This window comes from Synechococcus sp. CBW1108 (assembly GCF_015840335.1).
Lineage (GTDB): Bacteria > Cyanobacteriota > Cyanobacteriia > PCC-6307 > Cyanobiaceae > Cyanobium_A.
The window spans coordinates 1,125,496-1,145,994 of the sequence record NZ_CP060395.1 but is presented as its reverse complement, the minus strand read 5'-3'; the positions used below and the strand labels follow the sequence as shown (position 1 = coordinate 1,145,994).

General features: G+C 62.1%; 20 protein-coding genes and 4 pseudogenes. 16 read left to right on the top strand and 8 right to left on the bottom strand.

The features are described from left to right. The first annotated feature begins 602 nt into the window (after positions 1-602). From H8F27_RS06230 to H8F27_RS06220, 3 genes are read left to right on the top strand one after another with little or no spacing between them, the layout of a single operon-like run. On the top strand, positions 603-1,073 hold the full coding sequence (locus H8F27_RS06230) for a reverse transcriptase domain-containing protein (protein ID WP_197152243.1): 471 nt from the start codon (positions 603-605) through the stop codon (positions 1,071-1,073). A gap of 26 nt (positions 1,074-1,099) precedes the next feature. Then, entirely contained in the window at positions 1,100-2,053 is a 954-nt protein-coding gene (locus H8F27_RS06225; RefSeq protein ID WP_197147974.1) for an IS1595 family transposase, read from the top strand. A 40-nt stretch (positions 2,054-2,093) separates the two neighbouring features. After that, positions 2,094-2,414 carry a hypothetical protein gene (locus H8F27_RS06220; protein WP_197152241.1) on the top strand — a complete coding sequence of 107 codons (321 nt, stop codon included), beginning with the start codon at positions 2,094-2,096 and terminating at the stop codon, positions 2,412-2,414. A 199-nt stretch (positions 2,415-2,613) separates the two neighbouring features. On the opposite strand, the gene istB is transcribed toward H8F27_RS06220, so the two are convergent. Beyond that, on the bottom strand, positions 2,614-3,327 hold the full coding sequence (gene istB, locus H8F27_RS06215; protein WP_231596186.1) for an IS21-like element helper ATPase IstB: 714 nt from the start codon (positions 3,325-3,327) through the stop codon (positions 2,614-2,616). Next, positions 3,281-4,903, bottom strand: coding sequence for an IS21 family transposase (gene istA / locus H8F27_RS17490; RefSeq protein ID WP_231596551.1), 1,623 nt, complete (start codon positions 4,901-4,903; stop codon positions 3,281-3,283). Before istA ends, istB begins: the two co-directional genes overlap by 47 nt. Here istA and H8F27_RS06210 point away from each other — a divergent pair. Continuing rightward, a pseudogene (locus H8F27_RS06210) lies at positions 4,841-5,521 on the top strand (group II intron maturase-specific domain-containing protein); the annotation flags it as partial. The gene istA and the pseudogene H8F27_RS06210 overlap by 63 nt on opposite strands. Here the strand turns inward: H8F27_RS06210 and H8F27_RS18225 are convergent. Next, positions 5,454-5,885: a transposase gene (locus tag H8F27_RS18225; protein ID WP_370594501.1), complete on the bottom strand. Its 432-nt coding sequence runs from the start codon at positions 5,883-5,885 to the stop codon at positions 5,454-5,456. The pseudogene H8F27_RS06210 and the gene H8F27_RS18225 overlap by 68 nt on opposite strands. A gap of 1,229 nt (positions 5,886-7,114) precedes the next feature. On the opposite strand from H8F27_RS18225, the gene H8F27_RS06205 reads away from it, so the two are divergent. The 3 genes from H8F27_RS06205 to H8F27_RS06195 all read left to right on the top strand — a co-directional run bounded on the left by H8F27_RS06205 (position 7,115) and on the right by H8F27_RS06195 (position 8,463). Continuing rightward, entirely contained in the window at positions 7,115-7,372 is a 258-nt protein-coding gene (locus H8F27_RS06205; protein WP_197152239.1) for a plasmid stabilization protein, read from the top strand. After that, entirely contained in the window at positions 7,369-7,806 is a 438-nt protein-coding gene (locus tag H8F27_RS06200; protein WP_197152238.1) for a type II toxin-antitoxin system VapC family toxin, read from the top strand. The genes H8F27_RS06205 and H8F27_RS06200 overlap by 4 nt, the downstream gene beginning before the upstream one ends. Before the next feature lie 270 nt (positions 7,807-8,076). Then, the gene (locus H8F27_RS06195) at positions 8,077-8,463 is read left to right on the top strand and encodes a hypothetical protein (RefSeq protein WP_197152237.1); all 387 of its coding nucleotides are present in this window, start codon (positions 8,077-8,079) and stop codon (positions 8,461-8,463) included. 595 nt (positions 8,464-9,058) lie between these two features. On the opposite strand, the gene H8F27_RS06190 is transcribed toward H8F27_RS06195, so the two are convergent. The 3 genes and pseudogenes from H8F27_RS06190 to H8F27_RS06180 all read right to left on the bottom strand — a co-directional run bounded on the left by H8F27_RS06190 (position 9,059) and on the right by H8F27_RS06180 (position 11,162). After that, complete coding sequence (locus H8F27_RS06190; RefSeq protein ID WP_197152236.1) at positions 9,059-9,256, bottom strand: hypothetical protein; 198 nt, start codon at positions 9,254-9,256, stop codon at positions 9,059-9,061. Between the two features lie 49 nt (positions 9,257-9,305). After that, positions 9,306-10,921, bottom strand: a pseudogene (locus H8F27_RS06185) (IS3 family transposase). Next, positions 10,896-11,162 carry a hypothetical protein gene (locus H8F27_RS06180; protein WP_197152235.1) on the bottom strand — a complete coding sequence of 89 codons (267 nt, stop codon included), beginning with the start codon at positions 11,160-11,162 and terminating at the stop codon, positions 10,896-10,898. Before H8F27_RS06180 ends, H8F27_RS06185 begins: the two are co-directional and overlap by 26 nt. A 294-nt stretch (positions 11,163-11,456) precedes the next feature. Between H8F27_RS06180 and H8F27_RS06175 the strand changes: the two genes are divergently transcribed. After that, positions 11,457-12,560 (top strand): Fic family protein, encoded by a 1,104-nt coding sequence (locus tag H8F27_RS06175; protein ID WP_197152233.1) that lies wholly within the window; start codon positions 11,457-11,459, stop codon positions 12,558-12,560. A gap of 317 nt (positions 12,561-12,877) precedes the next feature. Further along, positions 12,878-13,012, top strand: a complete 135-nt coding sequence (locus H8F27_RS17975; protein ID WP_255517744.1) for a hypothetical protein — start codon at positions 12,878-12,880, stop codon at positions 13,010-13,012. Positions 13,013-13,070: 58 nt separating this feature from the next. Here H8F27_RS17975 and H8F27_RS06170 read toward each other — a convergent pair. Further along, positions 13,071-14,686, bottom strand: a pseudogene (locus H8F27_RS06170) (IS3 family transposase). Between the two features lie 169 nt (positions 14,687-14,855). Here H8F27_RS06170 and H8F27_RS06165 point away from each other — a divergent pair. From H8F27_RS06165 to H8F27_RS06135, 7 genes and pseudogenes are all read left to right on the top strand, one after another. Next, positions 14,856-15,116, top strand: coding sequence for a DUF2442 domain-containing protein (locus H8F27_RS06165; protein WP_197152220.1), 261 nt, complete (start codon positions 14,856-14,858; stop codon positions 15,114-15,116). A 157-nt stretch (positions 15,117-15,273) separates the two neighbouring features. Then, positions 15,274-15,823: pseudogene (locus tag H8F27_RS18220) on the top strand (ABC transporter permease); the annotation flags it as partial. An 85-nt stretch (positions 15,824-15,908) separates the two neighbouring features. After that, positions 15,909-16,376, top strand: a complete 468-nt coding sequence (locus H8F27_RS06155) for an antitoxin Xre/MbcA/ParS toxin-binding domain-containing protein (RefSeq protein WP_197152217.1) — start codon at positions 15,909-15,911, stop codon at positions 16,374-16,376. After that, positions 16,373-16,843, top strand: a complete 471-nt coding sequence (locus H8F27_RS06150; RefSeq protein WP_197152216.1) for an RES family NAD+ phosphorylase — start codon at positions 16,373-16,375, stop codon at positions 16,841-16,843. Before H8F27_RS06155 ends, H8F27_RS06150 begins: the two co-directional genes overlap by 4 nt. Positions 16,844-17,577: 734 nt before the next feature. Next, positions 17,578-17,979: a hypothetical protein gene (locus tag H8F27_RS06145; protein WP_197152215.1), complete on the top strand. Its 402-nt coding sequence runs from the start codon at positions 17,578-17,580 to the stop codon at positions 17,977-17,979. A 5-nt stretch (positions 17,980-17,984) separates the two neighbouring features. Beyond that, on the top strand, positions 17,985-18,170 hold the full coding sequence (locus H8F27_RS06140; RefSeq protein ID WP_197152214.1) for a hypothetical protein: 186 nt from the start codon (positions 17,985-17,987) through the stop codon (positions 18,168-18,170). A 197-nt stretch (positions 18,171-18,367) separates the two neighbouring features. Continuing rightward, positions 18,368-19,402, top strand: a complete 1,035-nt coding sequence (locus H8F27_RS06135; RefSeq protein WP_197152213.1) for an IS5 family transposase — start codon at positions 18,368-18,370, stop codon at positions 19,400-19,402. Positions 19,403-19,876: 474 nt separating this feature from the next. On the opposite strand, the gene H8F27_RS06130 is transcribed toward H8F27_RS06135, so the two are convergent. Then, entirely contained in the window at positions 19,877-20,194 is a 318-nt protein-coding gene (locus H8F27_RS06130; RefSeq protein ID WP_197152212.1) for a DUF5320 domain-containing protein, read from the bottom strand. Positions 20,195-20,499 lie beyond the last annotated feature (305 nt).

Here is a 20,499-nt window from a genome sequence, read left to right as displayed (position 1 = left end):
GCCTTGCGGCTATTTGTGCCACGAGTCAAACGTTCATCATGAACACTGACGCAACTACACCAGGGATGGGAGTGTGGCCTCCCGGAGCCGGCCTGCAGGGGCAGGCTCCAAACCACCCCATGCTGCTGCGTTCAAAAGGCGCGGTGGTGAGCGATGGGGAAAAGGCGGACGTGATCCGTCAGGTGAGTGATGGAAAGATGAGCGCAAGCGAATCGCCGCTGACGCAACCGCTGCGCGGAAGCCCAAGGGCTACGAAAAGGCTTTCAGTCGCTGTCAAAACGGGTGGAGGTAGCCGACACCCGGAACAGTGTGGACGTCACCTGCTTACGGTCCACATGGCAGCCGGTGTACCGCTTCGCGCAAGCCTTCGGCTACAGGCGACATGAGTCCATCACAGGCCTCGGTGTGGGACGTGGGAACCTGCCATGGGGTGTAAAGGGAAAGTCTCAAGTGGCCACAACCACGAGGGCGAATACCAAGACCCATGGCAGGGGCGGAGCAGCTCGTAGTAGTGATGAAGGGGCTGTAATGGCCCTGGAGCGAAGGGGCTGCGTCATTCGGTTCGAACACTCTCCACAACTGCCCCCGGCAGGAGGACGGAGGTGAGTTCGGACAAGTCGCTACCGATCACCAAAGCGATGGTCTGGAAGGCCTATCAGCTTGTGAAGCGGAACGGGAAGGCGGCTGGTGTGGATGGCCAGAGTCTCGATGACTTTGCCCAAGACCTGGAGAATAATCTCTATAAGCTCTGGAACCGGATGGCATCTGGGAGTTACTTCCCGCCAGCGGTTCGGCGTGTGGAGATTCCCAAGTCTGGAGGCGGTTCAAGGCCTCTGGGCATTCCCACGGTGGCTGATCGCGTTGCTCAGATGGTGGTCAAGCAGGTGCTGGAGCCCCAGTTGGAGCCGATCTTTGATCAGGGCTCCTATGGCTACAGACCGGGAAAGTCGGCCCACCAGGCCGTGGAGAGCTGCCGTAAGCGCTGCTGGAAGTATGACTGGGTAGTGGATCTCGATATCAAGGGGTTTCTTGATTACCCAGCTCGCTCCGCGCACCGCGAGCCTGGGCCGTAGACTGGTACGCACATACCAGTTCAGTCATGGCGCGCAACGTCATCCAGTTCCAGAAAGGCCTTTCACTGCCTGACTTCCAGCGGCTCTACGGCACCGAGGTGCAATGTGAGGCTGCTTTGGAGAAGGCGCGCTGGCCCGGTGGGTTCCGCTGTCCCCGCTGCAATGGCCATGAGCATGGGCTGGTCTATGGCCGCAGGCTCAAGCGCTATCAGTGCCGCAGCTGCGGCCATCAGGCCACGCTCACGGCTGGCACGATCATGCAGGCCACGAAATTGCCTCTGACCACCTGGTTTCTGGCCTTTTACATGATCGGGCAGGCCAAAACAGGGATCTCCTCGCTGGAGCTCAGCCGCCACCTGGGCGTGAACTACGACACCGCCTGGCTGCTGCACCACAAGATTCTGCGGGCGATGGCTGATCGGGAGGAGGCTTACCTGCTGCGGGGAAAAGTCCAGATCGATGATTCCTACCTCGGCGGAGAACTGCCGGGCGGCAAGGCAGGTCGGGGTTCAGAGAACAAGATCCCCATCGTCGCGGCCGTCTCCTTGAATGAGGCGGGCCGGCTGATTCACGCCAGGATCACAGCCGTGAGTGGCTTCAGCTCAGAGGCCATCGCTGAGTGGGCCAAGCGCCATCTGGCGCCCGGCAGTCAGGTGCTCTCCGATGGCCTGGCCTGCTTTCGTGCCGTGACCACGGCAGGCTGCAGCCATCACGCCATCGTCACCGGTGGGAAGCACCCAAACGACTTGCCGCAGTTCCGTTGGATCAACACCGTGCTGGGCAACCTCAAGACCGGCTTCAACGGCACCTTCCACGCTTTCAATTTCGACAAGTACGCCAGGCGCTACCTGGGCGGCTTCTGCTTCCGGTTCAACCGGCGCTTCTCGATGGTTGCGATGACTGATCGCATTGCCAATGCGGTCTGTTGCTGCATGCCCTGCACGGAGCGGGATCTCAGGGTTGCGGAGGCTTATGGGTAATCAAGAGGGGTTTTTCGACTCGATCGATCATGACCTCCTGATGCGGGCCCTCCGGTTTCATACCTCCGAGCGCTGGGTGCTGCTGTATCTGCGGCGATGGTTGGAGGCACCGGTGGAATTGCCGGATGGGTCTCTCCAGGAACGGACCAGTGGCACGCCCCAGGGTGGTGTCATCAGTCCATTGCTTGCCTGTCCCGCGTCAACCCCCTTGGCCGATTGGCGTCAATCAAGTTGGCCGGTGAGGGGAACTGATCGCCCCCCAGTTGTCGCCGGCGACAACTGGGGGGCGATGACGCTGGAGGCGACACGAAAACTGAGCCACACATCAGTCCGAGCCATTGCCAGCACTGACTTCCTCTGATCGGCACCAGGCGACAACCACGTTGGCCGGTTAGGCGCCGAGACCTCTGCTGAGCCTTGCCCTGGAGCGCACGAGCCGGCGGACCGCACAGTCCGCCGGCAGCGCGGAGCTCCCCGCCGGGGTCTGGCACCATCGGCACCAGGTTGTCGCCGGACGACAATCTCCCGGGCTGTTCTCCGCTTCTCTACGGCTGCTGTGGCTATTTGCTGCCGCTGCGCCGGCTTGCTTGGGCGCGGCGGTGGCTGTCGCCGCTGATCTCGACGATGTGGCAGTGGTGCACCAGCCGGTCCACCGCCGCCACGGTCATTGAGCTGCTGGGGAAGATCTCATCCCAGGCGGTGAACGGCTGATTGGCGGTGATCAGCAGCGATCGGCGCTCGTAGCGGTGGCAGATCAGCTCAAACAGCACGCTGCTCTCCTGTTCATCCCGCCGCACATAGCCAATGTCATCGATCAGCAGCAGCGGGTAGCGATCCAGCCGCTCCAGCGCTGCCGGCAGGTTGTATTCGGCGCGGGCCTTCTGCAGCTCCTGCACCAGGCTCGTGGCGGGATAGAAGCGGCAGGCCTGATCCAGGCCGATCTGCGCCAAGGCGATGCCGACCGCCAGGTGCGTCTTGCCCACACCGCTGGGGCCGAACAGCAGCACGTTCTCGCCCCGCTGCAGCCACTCGCTCTGGCGGCTCAAGGCCTCCAGTTCCTGCCATCGGTGCGCCTCGATCCGGCCGCCATGGTCGTAGTCCGCCAGCGCTTTGCTCCAGGGCAGCTGGGCCGCGCGCAGCAGCCGGTGCTGGCGGGCCTGCTGGCGTTGCTCCATTTCCTGCTCGCACAGGGCATAGAGAAACTGACTGGGGCTCCAGCCCTCGCCCTCAGCCTGCGAGGCGATGCTCTGCCAGTGGCAGCGGATCCATGCCAACCGCAGCTGTCGCAGCAGGATCGGCAGGGCGGCTTCCGCCGCCTGGGGCCGCGGGATGGAGGGCAAGGAGGTCGTCATAGCTCTGCAGGCTGTGTTGGGGAATGCGTTGCGGTGGGTGGGGGCGATGGGGCGGCAGCCGGAAGCGTTGCTGCAGCGCCGCCAGCGACAGCCCTTGCCGTTGATGGGCCTTCTCGAGCCAACCCAGCACTGGCTCGTAGCCCGCCAGGCGGCAGCCCACATACAGCGCCTCGACCATCAATCGGGCGGCGGCGTCACGGTCACCGCCATTGCGCAGCTGCTGCCACAGCTGCCACCAGCGCTCATCGGGGAACAGCTCCCGCTGGTAACTGCAGTGCAGCAATGCCCGGGGTTTTCGCCTGAGCGCATCGATCAGGTGCTCCAGATCGATGCTCCACGCCCGCCCATGACGCTCGACACCGCCGTGGCGCCGCTCCAGTTCGCAGGCGATCTGCCGGCCCAGAAGCAGCTGCAGCCGGTCGTGGAAGATCCGCACCGTCAGCCGCGGCGGCACCGAATACACGACTCTGCGTACCTCGATCGTGCTGGTGCGCCGCACCGTGAGCTGTTCAATGTCGTAGTCGGCAAAACGAAACCGCGGTAGTGGCCGCAGCGCCGCCTGCTCCTGCTCCAGCCGGATCAGGCGCGGCCTGTTGTACTGGTCAATCACCGCGGCCAGAAAAGCCTGGTATTCAGCCAGCGACTCGAAATCACTGCTGCCGCGCAGCAGCAACGCCTGCTCGATCCGCCGCTTGAGATGGCCATGGGGACTCTCCACACGGCCGTTCTCATGCGCCACCCCCAGGTTGTTGCGGCTGTAGGCCAGGCTGTAGTGGCTGCAGAGGGCGTGATAACGGCGGGTGATGTCGGAGCTGAAACTGCCGTTGCGGTTACGGCACGCTGCTGATAACCGGTCGGTGCGCAGTTCACCTGGCACCCCGCCGCAGGCAGCCAGAGCGTTCTGCAGACCCTCGGAGAGGGCTGCAAAACTCTCGCCGCCCTGGACCACCTGCGCATAGCTCCAGCCGCTCCAGGCCAGGCGGTAGTGGAACAGCAGATGGGGGAACACCTGGCCGGCGATCGTCACCTCCACCCCCTTGAGCTGGGTGAAGTCACAGAAGGCAATTTCGCCAGGCTCATAGCTCAAAGGGAAGATCACCTCCGGCGCCGGGCCGTGCAGTGCCTTCCACTCCCGCACCCGGCGCTGCAGGGTGCGCTGTAGCGGAATCCAGTCCACATCAGGTTTCTGCTGCTGCAGATGCTCCAGGAGCGTGATCGGCGTCAGCGCGGGTGAGCGCTGCAGCAACGGCACCAGCTCCTCCTCCCATACCCCTACCAGCGGATCGGGGCGGGTGCGGCCACGGGGCTGGTTCGCCCGCGGCTGCAGCTGATTGCATTCAATCCGGCGAGCACTGCGCACTGAGATGCCCGCCGCCGCGGCAGCAGCCTCCTGGCTGCTGCCGCCTCGTCGTTTCGTCATGAACAGATTGCGTTGGTGGCTTGTCAGTGGTGCCGGCATCACCTGGTCCCTGCGCATCGGCACCAGGGTCTCCAGCACTCACCCCACCGGCCAACGAGCTTGTCGCCGACCGGCCAACTTCATTGTCGGCGGACACTTGCCAATCTGTATCTGCATTATGCGTTTGACTCCTGGATGTGGCGGAGTTTTCCGCACATCCCGTTTGAGCGCTATGCAGACGATGTGATCTGCCACTGCCACAGCCTCGCCGAGTGCGAACGGCTCATGGCGGCCTTGCAGGAGCGATTCGCATCCTGCGGGCTCACGCTGCATCCGCAGAAGACCCAGGTGGTCTATTGCAAGGACAGCAGCCGTCGTGGTCAGTTTCCTCGGATTCAGTTCACGTTTCTGGGCTATTGCTTCCGGCCGCGTATGGCCAAGAACCGGCATGGGGAGATCTTTACGAGCTTCCTGCCGGCGGTGAGTCCGCAGGCGCTTAAGCGCATGCGGGACAGGATCCGGCAGATTGATCTGCGTCGACAGACCTATCTGCCGTTGGAGGAGCTTGCCAGACGACTGAATCCGATCCTGCGGGGCTGGATCCAGTACTACGGCAGGTTCTATCCAACGGAGCTGAGGGCCAAGTTGTTCAGCTACCTAAATCAGGAGCTGAGCGCCTGGCTGCGGCAGAAGCACCAACGACTGCGGCGTAAGCATCGCCGCAGCCGTGAGCTCCTGACGCGGATTGGCCAACAGCGCCCTGGCCTGTTTGCCCATTGGCACGGTGAGCGGGCAGTGGCTGGATGACAGGAGCCGTATGACGCGAGAGTGTCACGTACGGATCTGTGGGGGCCTCGGGGGGAAGTTCCCCGGGGCTACCCGGCGGGTCGGCCAGGCTGATGTCGCCTACCTGGGTGGTGAGCAGCCGCTGGCGGTAGCCGTTGCGGTGGGTGGACCGCTGATCAGGACAGCGCTCATGGAGTTGAGCGCCGGTAAGGGCTGAAACCTCGGCTTCCAGCAGATCCTGGAAGCCCCGGCGCACGATTTCAGGGATCAGGGCGCCAGCGGTGGTGCCCTCCATGAGCTGAGCCAGCTCGGAGGCGCCACTATGGGTAAGGGTCATGGTCTGTGTTTGGTTTGGTGGTAGTGCTCCAAACAGGGTCACAGACCGGCGCACCCATTGCCACAGCTGATGTCTGAGGGAGGCGAACCGTCAGCCCCGGCGTAGCCGGGGCTGACCCCCCTGAGTTACACCACTCCATGGGACGCCGCTAGAGGCTGCGATGTGATTTTCTGGGGTTAGCAATTTTTCGTAGCGAACTTGGGTGGCGCCCGACTTGACAAAGATAACAGCTGGGCTTTTGGTGGGATCTGAAGCTAAAAAACAATTTTTTGCGCAGATTTGCATTGGCAATCTACTTTGTTGAGTGAGTTCTACAGGGATTCATTTGTCAATCCTTCCCAGGATAGCTTTTTGGCTTTTTCTCCGCAATTGCATCACGCCACTTTTCTGGCTTAGATGGCGGCACTCAGATGTTTAAGCCCGTCTTGCGTCGTGGCTTCATGGCGGATTCCGTGTGGATTGGGGCCGCACTTGCGTTTTCGCGTTGCTGCGGTTTTTGCCCATCTTGGCGCCAGTCAGGGACTAAGGTAATCGCAGATCCTGGCTCGCTTTCCTTGATCCAGCCACTGTTCTTGTGGTTCGAATCGTTTAACGATTGCTAGAAGTTAGCGAGGAGCTCATCACGCTGATCTCCGGCGTCCCCCGCGCGCATATCCATCCACCACACCAAGGCGAAGCCAAGGTCACCCTCCGCTTCCTGGCCCGCCGCCGCTGACCCCTCAGCGAAGCCACCGCTGCCTCGATCCAGGCCCTGCCCCTAGAGCTACTTGAAGAGCTGGCTGTAGGCGCAGCCTTCTCCATCGCCGCAGGCTCTCGAAGAGAAGGAGTAGCTCTGCTCGACTTTCAAGGTCCGGCCGACCTGGCCGCCCACTCCTGAAAGCAGCGTCCGGCCTTCTGTACAGCTTGTACCAAACCCCGGCACATGAAGCAGGTGCTTTCCCCCGAGCCTCCGAGCCCCCCAGCCCGAACGAAGTGCTGAGTCACCGCCACCGAGATCCAGGTCGGATAGACGTTCACCCCGGTGTGATGGCGCTCCGCGAGGCCGGCCTCAACGCCCAGCGTCAGTGGCTGCCGCTGAAGGCAGCTCTGGCCTTTTCCGGCGGATGGAGAAGCGCTTTGCGGATGTGATCTGACCATCCTCCTCGCCACCGCTGCTAGCATGATAACAGCCTAAATTGGTTGGCAACGTGGCCCAATTGCTGGTGCGCCAGCTCGACCTGGCGGTGAAGGAAGCCCTCAGGCGTCGCGCCCAGCGCCATGGCCGTAGCATGGAAGAAGAAGCACGCGTGATTCTGGCCCGGGCGCTGGCCAGCGATCACGACACCAATGGTGAAACCGAGGGGCTGGGCACGCGCATGGCGGCGCTGTTTGTGGATGCCGTACTGGAGGAGCCGATTGGCGAGTGGCGCGGACAATCCGCCCGCCCCGCTGTCTTTGCACCATGATCCTGCTCGACACCAATGTGGTGTCGGCCCTGATGCTGCAGCAGCCAGAGCGGCACGTGCTGCAGTGGTTGGATCAGCAGGACCCTCGCCAGGTGTGGCTGCCGAGTGTGGTGGTGTTTGAGCTTCGCTATGGAGCGGCGATCCATCCCGATCCACGCCGCCGCAGCAAGCTGGAGCAGGGCCTCAACCGGTTGATCGGCGAGTTGATTCAGGAGCGGATCGCGCCTCTGGATGGCGTGGCGGCTGAGCAAGCGGCTGTGCTGGCGGCGCAACGACAAACGCGAGGCTGCAGCGTCGATCTGCGCGACACTCTTATTGCTGGCATTGCCCTCGCCCACGGGGCCCGGCTGGCCACGCGCAACGTGCGCCATTTCAGCGACACCACAATCAGCCTGATCAACCCTTTCCCCCCAGATCCAAGCCGCGAGCCCTGAAACCAGCGCGATCCGGCGGGGTGAACGGGTGGGAATCATCGGCCGCATCACCGAACCCAGCACGGGCCGGGAGGCCATCCCATGACCACCAACCCCCACCCCTTCAGGTTCGCCTCCATGCCCCCGAAAGCCGCCTGGCTGGCCGCCCACTCCTGAAAGCAGCGTCCGGCCTTCTGTACAGCTTGTACAAAACCCCGACACATGGGGCCGGCGCTTCCTCCAGAGCCGTCAGCTTCCCCAGCCTGACCAAACCCCTGGGCCGCCGCCGCCATGCGAGTGCCCGCCGCCATCAGCCTCCTCACGAGCTCCAGCCCAAAGCAACACCCCCTTAATCCCCCCACGCGTGTATGCACTTGGCCCCGCGACCGCTGTTCCAAAGATCAGCAGAACGCGCTCACCTCAGCGGAGCTGAACCGCCGTCGGATCGCAGCGATTGAGCAGGCGCTGCAGCATGGCCTGGTGTATCTGTTGAAGCGCAACCGATCTGCCGCTGTGGTGCTGAGTGAGCAGCACTACCGCCAGCTGCAGTTGCAGGCATCACGAGCTCCTGGGGCCGCAGCATCGGCGTTGCAGTGGCTGCTGACCCAGCCGCCTTCCACGAGCCCGCGCCGTAAGGCTGAGATCGATGCGGATCTGGCGGCTGAGCGCGAATGGTGATTGCCTGCCTGGATGCCAGTGCCCTGATCTATTTGGTGGATGGTGAGGCCCCATGGGGATCTCGCACTGGCCGTGATGCCGCCTCAGCGTTCTGGAGTGTCGTGTGGCTCCGTTGTGGCGGGGCGATCAAGCCAGCCTGGACCGTTTTCAGGCGTTGTTTGCCTAGCCGGATCTGCTGGTTGTGGAGCTCAGTGCTTCTGTGGTGGCGCTGGCTGCGCCCACCCGATGCCGTGATGATCACGGGTGATGCCGGCTTTCAGCGCCTGCAGGCGTTGCAGGTGCGCCTGATTGCCTGCTCCTGCCGCTCGATCGCGGGGCTTGTCGCTGATCGCCGGAGCCCGAAGTTTCAAACCCAAACGTCAGCGGCAGGGGTCCGTACAGCCTGTACGGAATCTGGACGGTGCTGATGCCCCAGTCGCCGGCGTTCAGCAGCCAGGCTCTTCAGATGGAACGGAATGGCGCTGCGGATCTCGGCCAACACGACCTCTCGGCTCGCAGAGCGGGCCCCGTCCTGCAGCAAGCGCTTGATCACCACTCCAACTTTCACGATCCAGGTTTGCCATCCCGATGGCTTCAGCCGCCCACACCGAGAGATCTACTTCACCAGGGCATGGGGGATGTTTGGACTGCGGGGATCGGGCTCCAGTCGCTGGCGGCTGGGGTTGATCGTGAGGTCCATGTCTTCCATGGGCACGGCACCGAGCAGCACGGTGTCACCCAGCACCAGGGCCCCAACGAAGCAGATCCGATCCTGGAAGGCCACTTCTACGGGCCCCACATAGGGGACTTTCATTGAGCGGCCACGGTGACTTTCAGGAAAGTTGTCACTCCTTGGCTGCCATTCAGGCGGCCTTGATTAAGGGTAGCGCCAGGACCGGATCGGGCTCTTCTGTTGGCTTGTTTATCCACACTTCTGCCGGTTGACTCCAGCAGCGGGTGGCACCGCTCCAGCGCGTTGGATTGGCACGGCGGGCGGCCTCGTAGACATCAGTGCGCTGCTGGCAAATGGCCTTGGCAGCTCCACTGTGGCGCTGGTGGGGCGTCACGAATTTGATCGCGCTGTGGTGGTGCCGGTGGTTGTACCAATCCACAAATGCTGCCACCCATTCACAGGCCTCCTCTTTGTTGGCGAATGGCCGGCTGGGGTAGTCGGGGCGGTATTTGACCGTACGGAAAAGGGATTCCGAGTATGGGTTGTCGTTTGAGACCCTTGGCCGGGAGAAGGATCTGAGCACGCCCATCTCCTCGAGCCGTGATTCCAGCGTCGCCCCGCGCATTGCATTGCCGTTGTCGGCGTGGAGGATTAGTGGCTGCTGCTGGCACTGGCGGCGGCCAAAGCCGTTGGGGCGGTGGTAGCGCTCCTTGAGGCAGGCCCGCTGCACCAGATCCGCGGCGATCTGAGCCGACTCCACCTCGGCCACATCCCATGCCACCACTTTGCGGCTCCAGACGTCGATCACCAGGTAGAGGTAGAGCCACACACCCCGCACCGTGGTCGGCAGGAAGCTGATGTCCCAGCTCCAAACCTGGTTCGGGCCATCCGCCCTGAGGCGCGGCACCGAGCGCGGTTCTTGAGGCAGCCTGGCCCTCCCCCGGCGGTGGCACTGACCCGCCTGGTGCAGCACCCGATAGAAGCTGCTCTCTGAACCAATAAAGAGCTTTTGATCGGACAGTGCCGGCACGATCTGCCCTGGCGGCAGCGCGGCGTACTCCGGCTGGTTGCACGTCAGCAGGATTCGCTGGCGCTCTTCCTCGCTCAGGCGGTGACCCACCAGGCGAGCACTGCCTTTACGGCGATCCACGCCGTCCCCATCACCCAGGAAGGCCTTCCGCCAGCGTTTGAGGGTGCGCAGGCAGATGCCGATCACACCACAGGCCCTCACCAGGCCGGCGCCCGCAGCATTGGCCTCCCCGATCAGCTCGATCACCTTCCGCCGGTGCACGGCGCTGGTCAGCCTTCCGCGTCCTCCGAACAGAAGGCATCCCACTTTTTTTGCAGCACCAGCAAAGCCGCCATCTCCGCCATGGCCTTCTCCTTGCGCTGCAGTTCCTTTCTGAGGGCTTTGATCTCCCGCTGGTCCTGGGCGCGGAGCTTCTCGAGCTCCTTCTGTTCGGCCATCGTCAGCACCGGCTTGGCGTTGGCATCCTGGGCCGCCTGCCGCCAACGGCTCACCTGCTCAGGGAACAGGCCCCGCTCGCGGCAGTAGGCGCTGAGTTCGGTGGCATTGAGCCCGGCGCTTTCCAGCACCACCGTGAACTTGTCGGCGGCGTTCCAGCCCTCTGGTTCCTTCTCGGATGCCGGCACCACCTCTCCCTGCAACCGCCAGGCCTTCCTCCATTTGTAGAGGGTCATCACGTGAATGCCCAGCTCCTCTGAAATCCGGGCCACGCTCTGCCTGTGGGGCGGGTGCATCCGTCTCCTCACATCAGCCTTAACGGCCTCGCTGTATCGGCGCATTGGTCATGTCCTCAAGCCCCCGGATGGATGGATCAAAGGGGTGACATCTTTCCTGAAACCGGGGGCCATCGGCAACGGTGACTTCACGCTCTGATTCCTGTTGCAGGTTGAGCTGCAGGGCCAGATGTTCAGGAATACAGAGCATCAGCGCACCGCTATTAGCCAAGGCCTGAGCTGAGATCGGCTGTAGATCTGGCTCCCTGGGGTTGCTCAGTTCAATGGTGGCGTGCACGTAGCCCATCGATCACGCATGGGGGTGGGGTCTCGATCAACCCTATCGGCGATCCCACATCCTGAAATCCGTGGGATCACGGAAGAGCCTCCAAGGGGAAGCTCCCCCCTGAGCCGCCAGGCTCCCCCGCCCGAACAAACCACTCAGCCTCTTGCTGCCCGCAAAGCCCGCTTCCACCAAGCACTGCAGGAACTGCAGCCTAAAGAACCCTTGTCCAGAAGGACCAACCCTGAGCACCCGCTCGGCCTCGGCAGCGGCGATCCCAAGAATCGCCAACCAGCACATTCGTTGGCATTATTGGGCTTGGCATTGGCTGCCTATCAAGGTTTTGCGTCTGCGCTGGAGCGCCTGCGGCTCACGGCAGCCGATGGCGCCATGTTGGTAGCCCTGGCCAGCCACCAGGGCCGGCAGGAGTTGTTTTTGCGGCGGCGCCCAGAGGCCCTGGATGCCCTGCGCACCGTGGCTCTCGTGGAGAGCAGCGAGAGCTCGAATCGCCTTGAGGGCATCGCTGTGCCCCGGGCGCGGGTGGAGCGGCTGGTGCTCAAGGGTGCCGAGATGCGCAACCGCTCGGAGCAGGAGGTGGCTGGTTATCGCGACGCTCTGGCCCTGATCAATGAGAACGCCGCGGAGATGCCCCTGGAGCCGCGCTTGCTGTTGCAGCTGCATCAACGGCTCACCAGCTATTCGACCGGCCGGGGCGGGGTGTGGAAGAGCACCAACAATGAAATCCAGGAGCGCGACGCCAACGGACAGGTGTTGCGGGTGCGGTTTCGCTGCCTCGATGCAGTGGCTGTGCCGCAGGCGATGGATCTCCTCATGGCCGAGATCAGATCGGCCCTGGTGCGACGCGGCAACGACGAACTGCTCTGGATCCCGCTCGCCCTGCTCGACTTCCTCTGCATTCATCCGTTCACGGATGGCAATGGGCGCGTTGGCTGGTTGCTCACCCTGCTGCTGCTCTACCGCAGCGACTGGATTCTGGGCCGCTACATCAGCCTGGAGCGGTTGGTGGAAGACGCCCGCGCCGGCTACTACGAAAGCCTGGAGGCCTCGTCCATCGGTTGGCATGGACAGCAGCATGACCCGCTGCCGTGGTGCCGCTACCTGTGGGGCGTGCTGCTGCGGGGCTACCGGGAGTTTGAGCAGCGCATCGATGCATTGGCGCATGTTCGCCAGAGCGAGGGCCTGGCGGTGCCACGGGCTGAGAAGCGTCAGCTGGTGCGCGAGGCCTGCCTGCGCCAACTGCTGCCCTTCCCCGTGAGCTCCATTGAGCAGGACTGTCCTGGCATCAGCCGCGAATTGATCCGCCAGGTGCTGCAGAAGCTGGCGGATGAAGGCCTGATGCAACTGGAGGGCCGCGGCCGGGCGGCGCGCTGGGTGCCGCTGATGGCTGCCGAGAGCGAATGACCACGAAGCCGCCGGGCTGGCCGCCAACTCCTGAAAGCAGCGTCCGGCCTTCTGTACAGCTTGTAGTGAACCTTGACAGCTGTTTGCACCGCTTTCGACGTTGAGCAGCGCAGCCACCGTTGGGGCTCCCCCCTGAGCCACCTGGCGCCCCAGCCCCGAAGGTGCCAGTCTTCAATCAGCTCGATTAGCCTGAAGGAGCAATTCACGAGGCCATGTGACCACTTCGGTCAACCTGGACCCAGCAGTGGTGGTACGGTTGGACCACCTTGCTCAGGTAACGGGCCCGGGCCAAGGCCACTGTTCTTCATAAGCTGATCGTGCAGGGCCTCGACGACCTTGAAGATGCCGTTCTGGGCGCTGAGGCTCTGAACCGCATCCGCGAGGGCAAAGAGAAGACCTACAGCCTCAATGAGGTGATCACAGAGATTGGCCTGGAAGCTTCGGATCTCTGACACTTCCAAGCGGCAGCTCCGGTGACTTTCAGGAAAGTTGTCACTCCTTGGCTGCCATTCAGGCGGCCTTGATTAAGGGTAGCGCCAGGACCGGATCGGGCTCTTCTGTTGGCTTGTTTATCCACACTTCTGCCGGTTGACTCCAGCAGCGGGTGGCACCGCTCCAGCGCGTTGGATTGGCACGGCGGGCGGCCTCGTAGACATCAGTGCGCTGCTGGCAAATGGCCTTGGCAGCTCCACTGTGGCGCTGGTGGGGCGTCACGAATTTGATCGCGCTGTGGTGGTGCCGGTGGTTGTACCAATCCACAAATGCTGCCACCCATTCACAGGCCTCCTCTTTGTTGGCGAATGGCCGGCTGGGGTAGTCGGGGCGGTATTTGACCGTACGGAAAAGGGATTCCGAGTATGGGTTGTCGTTTGAGACCCTTGGCCGGGAGAAGGATCTGAGCACGCCCATCTCCTCGAGCCGTGATTCCAGCGTCGCCCCGCGCATTGCATTGCCGTTGTCGGCGTGGAGGATTAGTGGCTGCTGCTGGCACTGGCGGCGGCCAAAGCCGTTGGGGCGGTGGTAGCGCTCCTTGAGGCAGGCCCGCTGCACCAGATCCGCGGCGATCTGAGCCGACTCCACCTCGGCCACATCCCAGGCCACCACTTTGCGGCTCCAGACGTCGATCACCAGGTAGAGGTAGAGCCACACACCCCGCACCGTGGTCGGCAGGAAGCTGATGTCCCAGCTCCAAACCTGGTTCGGGCCATCCGCCCTGAGGCGCGGCACCGAGCGCGGTTCTTGAGGCAGCCTGGCCCTCCCCCGGCGGTGGCACTGACCCGCCTGGTGCAGCACCCGATAGAAGCTGCTCTCTGAACCAATAAAGAGCTTTTGATCGGACAGTGCCGGCACGATCTGCCCTGGCGGCAGCGCGGCGTACTCCGGCTGGTTGCACGTCAGCAGGATTCGCTGGCGCTCTTCCTCGCTCAGGCGGTGACCCACCAGCCGAGCACTGCCTTTACGGCGATCCACGCCGTCCCCATCACCCAGGAAGGCCTTCCGCCAGCGTTTGAGGGTGCGCAGGCAGATGCCGATCACACCACAGGCCCTCACCAGGCCGGCGCCCGCAGCATTGGCCTCCCCGATCAGCTCGATCACCTTCCGCCGGTGCACGGCGCTGGTCAGCCTTCCTCTTCCTCCGAACAGAAGGCATCCCACTTTTTTTGCAGCACCAGCAAAGCCGCCATCTCCGCCATGGCCTTCTCCTTGCGCTGCAGCTCCTTTCTGAGGGCTTTGATCTCCCGCTGGTCCTGGGCGCGGAGCTTCTCGAGCTCCTTCTGTTCGGCCATCGTCAGCACCGGCTTGGCGTTGGCATCCTGGGCCGCCTGCCGCCAACGGCTCACCTGCTCAGGGAACAGGCCCCGCTCGCGGCAGTAGGCGCTGAGTTCGGTGGCATTGAGCCCGGCGCTTTCCAGCACCACCGTGAACTTGTCGGCGGCGTTCCAGCCCTCTGGTTCCTTCTCGGATGCCGGCACCACCTCTCCCTGCAACCGCCAGGCCTTCCTCCATTTGTAGAGGGTCATCACGTGAATGCCCAGCTCCTCTGAAATCCGGGCCACGCTCTGCCTGTGGGGCGGGTGCATCCGTCTCCTCACATCAGCCTTAACGGCCTCGCTGTATCGGCGCATTGGTCATGTCCTCAAGCCCCCGGATGGATGGATCAAAGGGGTGACATCTTTCCTGAAACCGGGGGCTCCATGAGCAGCAATCTGGGCTTCAGCGCTCGGGAGCTCCGCGCGATCCAGCGGCTGGTTCAGCTCAACAGCGTTACGCTGCTTAAAGCATGTCGGGAGTTCCTTGGCTAACCCCGGCGAACGCATCACCCACGTGCACTGCACGGACGACGCGCTGGTGGTTTCGCTGGCGGCCGGGCGCTCGATTTCCGACCCCCTGGCCTGGTATCCCCGTCTGCTGCATGCCACGGCGGCAGAGCGTGACGCCTGGACACTCGCGGGCGCTGGCTACGGCATCAACTGGCCCAGCCTCGATGAGGACCTGAGCGTGGCCGGCCTGCTGCGCGGCGCTCCAGCACCCCGTCAGGCCTTGCCGCTCGCTTGAGCCACCAACAACCCTCTGCACCACCAGCCCGGACGCACCACCACACCAAATCTGGGGTCTCCACCTCCTCAATCCGTAAGCCACTTGGAGGGGCGATCCTGCAGATCGTCGATCCCAAGGTGAGTGAGCGGCAGATGGCGCTCGACCTCGGCCAGCACTGCCCAAGCTGCCCACCGAGGGGGATGCGCCCTGCGCGATTTTGGTGTTTGCGGCGATGCTGCCCTGGCAATTTTTCTCCGCAGCGCTGAGCAGCTGCTCCGACCGCCTGATCGCCAACAGCAACCTGCTCACCTAGCCGAAGGCTGATCGTGCTGGCATCGGCGGTGATCACCAGCTTTGTGGATTTTCTGATCTCGTTTGTGATCCTGGCCGGGTTGATGCTCTGGTATCAAACCGGCCTATAGCTGGCCAGCCTGAATGTGCAATACCGGGATTTTCGCTATGTGGTGCCGTTTCTGGTGCAGTTCGGGTTGTATGCGAGCCCGGTGGGCTTTTCCAGCCCGATCGTGCCCGAGAAATGGCAGCTGCTCTATGCGCTCAACCCGATGGTGGGCGTGATCGAGGGGTTCCGCTGGGCGATCATCGGGCAAGGGGCCTTCATCAACCCCATGGGCTTCTGGCTGTCGATGGCGATCGTGGCGCTGCTGGCGATCACCGGTGTGCGCCAGTTCCGGCGCATGGAGAAGCGCTTTGCAGACGTGATCTGAGCGGTCGCGACCCGACCGACTCCCACCGAGGTGCGTCAATTGAGGCTAGCATCGCTTCAAATGATCCCGCCTGAGCGCTACGGCCATGGCTCCTGCGATCCCCGCCCCAGCGCGCGACGCGGCCCAAGAGGCAGACCTGGGCCAATCCTTCTGGCAAAGAGCGACCGAGCTCGGCGGCCTGGATGAGCATCAGCGCCTGGCTGCGATTGAGCAGGGCTGGAGCAGCAGCTGGCTGGCGGCCTTGCGCCAGAACCTGCACCTCAAGCCTTCGGAGTTAGAGCCACTGGTGGCTCTTTCGGAAGCCACGATGGCGCGCCGCACTCGCGAGCAGGCGGCCCTGGATCTGGTGGCCTCCGAGCGTCTGGACCGACTGATGCAGGTAGTGAGCCAAGCCTATGGCGTGTTTGAGCAGCCAGGCAGCACGGAGGCCTGGCTGAAGGCGCCCCACCCGCTGCTGCATCAAGCCAGCCCACTGCGGCATTGCCGCACGGCGATCGGCGCTGGCCAGGTGCGGCGCCTGCTGCAGGCGCTGGAGCAGGGCGCCCCGGTGTGAACCAGGGTGTGATTCGTGCCTGGCGGCTGAGCAAGGCACGCTACGCCGGTGATCTCACGGGCCAGGGAGCGGCGCGCGAAGGCCAGCGCTGGAACCAGCCGGGCCAGCGGGCGGTGTACTTGGGACTGACACCCGAAATCACCGTGCTGGAGGTGCTGGTGCATCTCAACGGGGTGCTCACCGCCCCTCTGGTGTTGAGTGCCTATGAGGTGCCCGATCGTTCAGACCTGATCACCAAAGCCGATCCCGCAGCATTGCCTGAGGGCTGGGACGCCATCCCCCATGGCCAGGCCAGCGCCGCCTTTGGTGGCGACTGGCTGCGGGAGGGCCAGCAGCTGGGCTTGGTGCTGCCCTCGGTGGTGGTGCCGCAGGCGCGCAACCTGCTGCTCAATCCCCTGCACCCAGCCATGGAGCAGGTGGCACTGGTGCACCAGGAGCCCTTCCAGCTGGATACAAGGCTGGCCTGAAAACGGATGACGCTCCACCCTGGGCCGTCAGGTTGCCCAGCCAGAACAACCCCCTGGGCCGCCGCCGCCAAGCGAGTGCCCAGCTCCACCAGCCCCCGCACGACCTTCAGCCCCCAGATTCTCGCCCCCGCGTGTCCGGCGACAATCAAGTTGACCGGCGCTTTGCCTCAATAAACTGTTACCACTTTTGCTAGTCGCCTGGTAACACTGGGATCCGTCCGTCCAGTGGCCTGCCATCAAGCTTGAGGTCGGCTCCAGAGGAGTTCACGCGAACGATCAGCCATCGTGTTGCTCAGCGTTACCGCAGCGCCAACGGCATCGTTCTCGTTTCCGGCACTCAGGCCCTAGGGGTCAGTGTCGGGACCGCCCCCACTGGGAGGGCCCGGCCTCGGACCCCGCCCGGGGGCCGGCCGCACCAACGCAACGGATCGATCGGGAGCCCTGCGATTCGGTGCCCGTCCCCTACGACTCGACTTCATCGCCTTGCCGCTCATCGCTGCCTGCCATCTCCGCCTCAATGCGCCGCAGCCGGTGCCCGCGCAGACGGCGCTGCAACGTTCGCATCTGGCGGCTTCCTGGGATCGCCGCTGGCTCGCCTGGTCGACACCCGGTCCTATCCATTGATGCAACAAATTTACCCAGGTAACTTCCGCAATGATGCAATGCGCCGGTCGGCGACAAGCTCGTTGGCGCGGCTTCACCCTGAGCCACCGCACCACCTCCACCCCCAACCCTTGACCTCCCCACCCCTTCAGGTTCGCCACTACACCCCCGAAAGTCCCCTGGCGCATCCCGCCATGCTCTGGGCCGGCCGCGAACTGGCCTGGCGGCTGGCGGTGCTGTGGGCCCTGATCAACCCGCTGGCCAACACGGTGGTGTGGCTGTTCCTCACCGGCAGCAAGGTGGTGCAGGTGGCACCCACGCCGGTGCCCTATCCGGTGTTTGTGTTCACCGGCACGCTGCTGTGGTCGACCCTGATCGATGCGCTCAATGCGCCGCTGCAGGTGGTGAGCGTCAATAAGGCACTGCTGGCCAAGATCAACTTCCCCCGGGAAGCGCTGATCGTGAGCGGCGTCTACCAGACGCTGTACGACGCCGCCATCAAGCTCCGCATCCCGCTGATCACCCAGTTCTGATGGTTGTGAGCCCGGTGGTTTTTCCGCTGGCGGCCCCAACAAGCTGCCCGTTCTGGAATGCCGAACCTTCGCATCGAGCTGGCCGGCCGCAGAGCAGCGCGGATGTGGAAATCAGGAATGATGAGTTCTGGGTGGTGAAGGCTATCAGCATTGATTGCGCGGCGGGGCTTGCCATGAGATACGAAGCCTGACATGAAGGTCTGATAAGTTTGACAGGAAGAGTGTGGGCAGTAGTTTTATGAAGCGGCTGATTTTTCATGTTGGGTGGCCTGAAACTGGAATGACATCAATTCAGTCGACTTTGTTTTGGGCACCTCAAAAAATACGATCAGCCCTTGCGTTGAGGCGACTATAGCTTATAATTTGGACAGTTAATTGCATCCCTGGTATGGGCCAAAGAGGCTTCTGGGACGAGCAGCATAGGGTTCCAAAGCTCAAAACTAAAAAGCCTGTTCTTGAGCGACTCTCCGAATCGATTCCTTGGGAATCATTTCGCCCACTGCTCGAAAAAGGTTATGCGCAAGAGCGCAAAAGCAATGCTGGTCGGCGGAGAATTGATCCGCTGATCCTCTTCAAAATGCTGGTGCTTCAACAGCTTTTCAATTTGAGCGATGATGAAACTGAATTCCAGGTAAATGATCGCCGTTCTTTTGAAGAGTTTGTTGGCTTAGGCGTAATGAACGATATTCCCGATGCTACTACTCTCGCCTTTTTTCGAGAAAGGCTTCGCAAGGCCGGAGTGATCGAAGAGCTATTTGAAAAGTTTGAGTCATATCTTCGGTCCCAAGGTCTCGAAGCCCGTGGCGGTCAGATCATTGATGCAACGCTAGTACCAGTTCCAAGGCAGCGAAATAGCAGAGAAGACAACAAGGAGATCAAAGAGAATCGCATGCCTGAAGGCTGGGACGAAAACCCAGACCGATTGCAGCAGAAGGACTTGGATGTGCGATGGGTTAAAAAGAACGGCATCAATCACTACGGCTACAAGAACAATATCTGTATCGACGTGGAACATGGATTTATCAGGCGCTATGCCGTGACACCGGCCAATATCCATGACAGTCAGATGCTACCAATGCTTCTCGATCCTGAGAACACAGATGATTATGTTTGGGCAGATTCTGCCTATGCAGGTGAGTGCTTTGAAAACCTACTGAATCTTGGCGGTTTTGAAAGTTGCATTCACGAAAAAGGCAGCCGCAATCACCCGCTAAGCGACGCAGCCAAAGAGCGTAACCGTATTAAATCAGCAATAAGAGCTTGTGTGGAACATGTTTTTGGCTGCATGACCATGTCTATGGGTGGCAAGATGACTAAAAAGATTGGACTTGAGAGAAACAAAGCATGGTGGGGTCTCAAGAACCTGACATTCAACTTCCTGCGATATCTTCTAAGGAAGGATCGTGGGCTTGCACTCGCATGAGCAATAATTAGTACGAAGCTGCTTGAGTCAATTCAGCCATTTTGATGTACAATATATTAGACCCTTTGGCGCCGCAAGGCGTTTTTTTGCAAGCTTCTGTAGGCGTGAAATTCTTGATTTTTCGAGGTTCCCTTTTGGAGTCCACCGAAGAAGAGCTTTTGGTTGGTGACGTTGGATATAAATTGCGGTAATCAATTGACCCTGGCGGCTTTTGTGGATCGCCTTGGAAGTACTGACAGTTACTTCGAGTGGATCATGTTTAAGAGTCAGATGCGGAAGTTGATAACGCAGTGGTGGAGAGCATCTCCTATGCCCTCAAGCACGAACTGGATCCCCAGGATGATGTCGTGACTCTGAACAGACCCAAGCAGTTGATCAGGCACTTGACATTTTAAAACATCATGGCAGGTAGCGTCGTTCCTCAGCGTTTGACTGTCTCGGAGGGAACCAGGCCTCAGCCCGCCAGCTCGGTGGCTATGTAGGCGAGGAATCGCCGGTGGAGGATGGTGGGTTCGAGGAGGAAAAGAGCTCCTGCTCGAAGCGCGCGATTCTGGCGTCGCTCTCTTGCAACTGCTTCAAGCGCTTCTCGCTCTCGAGCAGCCGCTTCTCGTTCTCGAGCAACCGTTTCTCGCTTTCGAGTGAGCTGATCCTCAAGCGCTCGGTTTCTTGCTCGATGTCGTAGACGGGTCGCCAGTTCAACATCGCCAGTAAGCGCCGCCAGGGCGGCAAGGTGGAGACATAGTCCGATCTGGTCAGCTGTTTTGAGGCGGCTGAAGCGGAGGAGGTTTTCATCGCCGAAGTTCGATGTGAACGAGATCAGCAGGAGTAGCGCACCGGCCAGAAGGGTTGACCAGCCCTGACGATCCAACAGCCGGGGCCGCGGCGGCAAACCAGTCAGCGCTGGGGAGGTTTCAGATTGCATCAGCGTAACGAGAGCGCGCCAGGTGCGATCTCTCGATAGTACGTCAGTATTGCAGGCGAGACCTCCGTGTTTCCACGGTTTCTGCAATCTGCAGCGCAGCAAGTGCCCTGGAGTCTGCGCCCGTAGTGATCTCAACGACGTTGCCTGGAGGTCCCCTTGGGGCTGGCCCGGCAAC

Excerpts from the sequence above, each read along its gene's own strand:
- H8F27_RS06225 (WP_197147974.1), top strand. The coding sequence starts at position 1,100 with ATGGCGCGCAACGTCATCCAGTTCCAGAAAGGCCTTTCACTGCCTGAC.
- H8F27_RS06220 (WP_197152241.1), top strand. The coding sequence starts at position 2,094 with ATGCGGGCCCTCCGGTTTCATACCTCCGAGCGCTGGGTGCTGCTGTAT.
- H8F27_RS18225 (WP_370594501.1), bottom strand. The coding sequence starts at position 5,885 with ATGGAGGGCACCACCGCTGGCGCCCTGATCCCTGAAATCGTGCGCCGG.
- H8F27_RS06200 (WP_197152238.1), top strand. The coding sequence starts at position 7,369 with ATGATCCTGCTCGACACCAATGTGGTGTCGGCCCTGATGCTGCAGCAG.
- H8F27_RS06195 (WP_197152237.1), top strand. The coding sequence starts at position 8,077 with ATGCGAGTGCCCGCCGCCATCAGCCTCCTCACGAGCTCCAGCCCAAAG.
- H8F27_RS06190 (WP_197152236.1), bottom strand. The coding sequence starts at position 9,256 with ATGAAAGTCCCCTATGTGGGGCCCGTAGAAGTGGCCTTCCAGGATCGG.
- H8F27_RS06180 (WP_197152235.1), bottom strand. The coding sequence starts at position 11,162 with ATGGGCTACGTGCACGCCACCATTGAACTGAGCAACCCCAGGGAGCCA.
- H8F27_RS06155 (WP_197152217.1), top strand. The coding sequence starts at position 15,909 with ATGGCTCCTGCGATCCCCGCCCCAGCGCGCGACGCGGCCCAAGAGGCA.
- H8F27_RS06135 (WP_197152213.1), top strand. The coding sequence starts at position 18,368 with ATGGGCCAAAGAGGCTTCTGGGACGAGCAGCATAGGGTTCCAAAGCTC.
- H8F27_RS06130 (WP_197152212.1), bottom strand. The coding sequence starts at position 20,194 with ATGAAAACCTCCTCCGCTTCAGCCGCCTCAAAACAGCTGACCAGATCG.